3 protein-coding genes and 1 pseudogene are annotated in these 3,822 nt (G+C 69.4%); 1 reads left to right on the plus strand and 3 read right to left on the minus strand.

The genetic code is table 11. The features are described from left to right. The 3 genes and pseudogenes from EQG76_RS28165 to EQG76_RS28175 form a co-directional block, all read right to left on the minus strand. A pseudogene (locus tag EQG76_RS28165) lies at positions 1-694 on the minus strand (fumarylacetoacetate hydrolase); the annotation flags it as partial. Between the two features lie 51 nt (positions 695-745). Then, positions 746-2,404 carry an acyl-CoA synthetase gene (locus EQG76_RS28170; protein ID WP_235031599.1) on the minus strand — a complete coding sequence of 553 codons (1,659 nt, stop codon included), beginning with the start codon at positions 2,402-2,404 and terminating at the stop codon, positions 746-748. Between the two features lie 88 nt (positions 2,405-2,492). Further along, a complete protein-coding gene (locus EQG76_RS28175; protein ID WP_159718416.1) occupies positions 2,493-2,741 on the minus strand; it encodes a zinc ribbon domain-containing protein in 249 nt (82 codons plus the stop codon). Between the two features lie 140 nt (positions 2,742-2,881). Between EQG76_RS28175 and EQG76_RS28180 the strand changes: the two genes are divergently transcribed. Continuing rightward, the coding region (locus EQG76_RS28180) for an acetyl-CoA carboxylase carboxyltransferase subunit alpha (protein ID WP_235031600.1) at positions 2,882-3,822 on the plus strand (941 nt) is incomplete at its 3' end.

Consider the following 3,822-nt stretch of genomic DNA (forward strand, 5'->3'; position numbering starts at 1 on the left):
TCACGTCGTTGCCGAGCGTGGCGCCGACGATCCTGCCTTGGCTGGAGACCGCCAGGACGATCTCGGGCTCCGGGTTGTTCCAGGTCGAGACCGGGTGGATGCCGATCAAGGCACCGGTGCCGACCGCGGACATGGGCTGGCTCTTGGTGAAGACCTCGGCGTCCTTGCCGATGCCGACTTCCAGATACTGCGACCAGGCGCCCTGGCGGATCAGGTGCTCCTTCAGCTCCATCGCCTTATCCGAGCCCGGCACGATCGCGCGCAGGTCGTCGCCGACGATCGCGGTGATCTTCTGGCGGATCGCCTCGGACTTGGCCGCGTCGCCGCGCGCCTGCTCCTCGATCACTCGCTCCAGCATGGAGCGCACGAAGGTGACGCCGCAGGCCTTGATCGCGTGGAGGTCGACGGGGGCCAGGAAGAAGGGCGTGCCGGGGTCGCGCCGGTCATGGGCGCTGTTGGCGAGGATCGCGGCGAGGTCGCCGATCCGTTCCGCCTTGGCACTACGGGCCAGGGCCACCGGGTCGGCCGCGTTGGTCAGCTCACTCAACGTCGGCACGATCGGGGTGAGGTCGAACACGCCCTCGTCCCTGATCGCCACGACGCAGGGGCCGGCACCCGTCTGCACGCGGCCCACCAGGGTGCCGGCAGTGCCGTCCTCGGGCAGGGTCTGGTCGATGGTCAGGCTGGCGTGCACGGTTCTTCTGCCTCGCTGATGATCTAGAGATGGATGGCGAACGGGGCCGCTTCAGAGCGCCCTGGCCCGCTCGCGCAGGACGTTCTTCTGCACCTTGCCGGTCGAGGTCTTGGGCAGGGGGCCGAAGATGATCGTCTTCGGCAGCTTGTAGCCGGCGATCTCGCCCCGGCAGTGCTGGATCAGTTCCTCGGCGGTGACGGTGGCACCCTCGCGCAGGGTGACGAAGGCGCAGGGCGTCTCGCCCCATTTCTCGTCCGGGCGCGCCACCACGGCGGCGTCGATCACGTCCGGATGGCGGTAGAGCGCACCCTCCACCTCGATCGAGCTGATGTTCTCGCCGCCGGAGATGATGATGTCCTTGGAGCGGTCCTTGATCTCCAGGTAGCCATCCGGATGCATCACCGCGAGGTCGCCGGAATGGAACCAGCCATCGGCGAAGGCGGCATGGGTCGCGGTCGGGTTCTTCAGGTAGCCGCGCATCACCACGTGGCCGCGGAACATGATCTCGCCCAGCGTGGTGGCATCGCGCGGCACCGGCTGCATCGTCTCCGGGTCAAGCACATCCAGTCCCTCCAGGACCGGATAGCGCACGCCCTGGCGGGCCAGCTTCTCCGAGCGGGCCTTGCTGTCCAGCCTGGCCCATTCCTCCTGGAAGGCGCAGACCACCGCGGGCCCGTAGACCTCGGTCAGGCCATAGACATGGGTCACCTCGATGCCCAGGCGGTCCATCTTCTCCAGCACCGCCGCCGGGGGTGCGGAGGCCGCGGTCATCATCCGCACCTTCTGGGCGAACGGCCGCCGCGCCTCCTCGGGCGCGTTGACCAGCATGCTCATGATGATCGGCGCGCCGCACAGATGGGTCACGCCATGCTCGGCCAGCGCCGCGTAGATCGTTTCCGAGTTCATCCGGCGCAGGCAGACATTGACGCCCGCCTGCAGCACAGTGGTCCAGGGGAAGCACCAGCCGTTGCAGTGGAACATCGGCAGCGTCCAGAGATAGACTGGATGCTGCGGCATCGACCACACCAGCACGTTGCCGACCGCGTTCAGGTAGGCGCCGCGATGATGGTAGACGACCCCCTTGGGATCGCCGGTGGTGCCCGAGGTGTAGTTCAGCGTGATCGCCTGCCACTCGTCGGCCGGCAGGATCGGCGTGGCGTCGGAATCGCCGCTCGCCAGGAACTCCTCGTAGTCGAGCTGCCCCAGGCGCTGGTGCGGTCCCCCGAACTCCGGGTCGCACACGTCGATCACGATCGGCGGGTTGGCCACCAGCTTCAGCGCCTTCTCGACGACCGGCGCGAACTCGCTGTCCAGGATCAGCACCTTCGCACCGCCATGCTCCAGGATGAAGGCGATTGTGCCGGGATCGGAGCGGGTGTTCAGCGCGTTGAGGACGGCACCGGCGAGCGGCACGCCGTAATGGCATTCCAGCATGGGCGGCGTGTTCGGCAGCATGGCCGCCACCGTGTCGCCGGGCTGCACGCCCAGCCGCTCCAGCGCCGCAGCCAGCCGGCGGCAGCGCTGGTGCAGCTCGCGATAATTGCGGCGCAGCCCGCCATGGATCACCGCCAGCCGCTCGGGATAGATCGCGGCGGTGCGGTCCAGGAAGGTCAGCGGCGTCAGCGGCGCGAAGTTGGCCGCGTTCCGGTCCAGACCGACCTCGTAGGGGCCATCCGCCGGATGACCCGCATATCGCATCCGCTCCGCCATTCCGCCGTCTCCTCCAGCTCGCGCGCTCTGTCTAAGGTGCCCGGGCTACCGGCAGCGTCGAGGCCGCGCCGGCCGCCCAAGCGAAAGCTCAGTGCACGCAGCCGCCCGCACCGCACGCGCACCCTCCGCCCGAGCGGGCGCTGCCGGCACGATCCCCCACATCGCAGGCAAACGCCGGCCGCTCCGGCCCGCCGCCCTTGCCGAGCATCGGCCGGGCCAAAGCACGGTGAGCCGGCATGGCGCAGGTCGGGCAGGCCCGCGGCCGGTCGCTTTCGCTCATGGGCGACCAGTCCTTGAAGACGCCGTGGTCGCTGCAGTCATAGGTATAGAGCGGCATGATCGATGCGCTGGTCCGTGGTCGCAAACCTCGCCTGCCATCCTAGCCGCGGAGCCGCCGCGTTGACACCCCCGCCGGCCGGGGCCACATCGGCACGGGGCCGCGTGCGGGCCCTCCCAACGGCATGGCAGGTCACGAGTTTGAGCGCGCTTTTGGATTTCGAGAAGCCGATCGCCGAGCTGGAAGGCAAGGTGAAGGAGCTTCGCCACCTGGCCACCGGCTCCGAACTCGACCTGCAGGAAGAGATCAGCAAGCTGGAAAGCCGGGCGGCCAAGCTGCTCTCGCAGACCTATGCCAAGCTGAACGCCTGGCAGAAGGCCCTGGTCGCCCGCCATCCCGACCGGCCGCACTTCAAGGACTATGTGGCGAGCCTGGTCGAGAACTGGACCCCGCTCGCCGGCGACCGGGCCTTTGCCGACGACAGCGCCATCCAGGGCGGGATCGGCCGGCTGCGCGGCCGCTCGGTGGTGCTGATCGGCCATGAGCGCGGCCACGACACTGAGAGCCGAGTGAAGCACAATTTCGGCATGGCCCGGCCCGAAGGCTACCGCAAGGCGATCCGGCTGATGCGCTTGGCCGAGCGGTTCGGCCTGCCGGTGGTCACCCTGGTCGACACCCCCGGCGCCTATCCCGGCGTGGATGCCGAGGCGCGCGGCCAGGCCGAGGCGATCGCCCGCTCGATCGAGACCGGGCTGGACCTGCAGGTGCCGTTCGTGTCCGTGATCGTCGGCGAGGGCGGCTCGGGCGGTGCCATCGCACTCGCCGCGGCCGACCGGGTGCTGATGCTGGAGCACTCGATCTATTCGGTGATCACGCCGGAAGGCTGCGCCGCGATCCTGTGGCGGGCAGCCGACCAGGCGGCCGAGGCGGCGCAGGCCCTGAAGCTTACCGCCCAGGACCTGCTGGAGCTGCGCCTGATCGATGCCGTGGTCGAGGAGCCGCTGGGCGGTGCCCATCGCGGCCGCGCCACGACGATCGGCCGGGTCGGCGACGCGATCGAGCAGCACCTGGCCGAGCTGGACAGCATGGCGGGCGCCGACCTGCGCCGCAACCGCCGCGAGAAGTTCATCCGGATGGGCCA

The sequence above is a fragment of the Geminicoccus flavidas genome (genome assembly GCF_009806515.1).
In the GTDB taxonomy this organism is placed as follows: Bacteria; Pseudomonadota; Alphaproteobacteria; order Geminicoccales; family Geminicoccaceae; genus Geminicoccus; species Geminicoccus flavidus.

Bases quoted from the DNA above. Each gene is read 5' to 3' on its own strand.
- EQG76_RS28170 (WP_235031599.1), bottom strand. From the start codon at position 2,404: ATGGCGGAGCGGATGCGATATGCGGGTCATCCGGCGGATGGCCCCTAC.
- EQG76_RS28175 (WP_159718416.1), bottom strand. From the start codon at position 2,741: ATGCCGCTCTATACCTATGACTGCAGCGACCACGGCGTCTTCAAGGAC.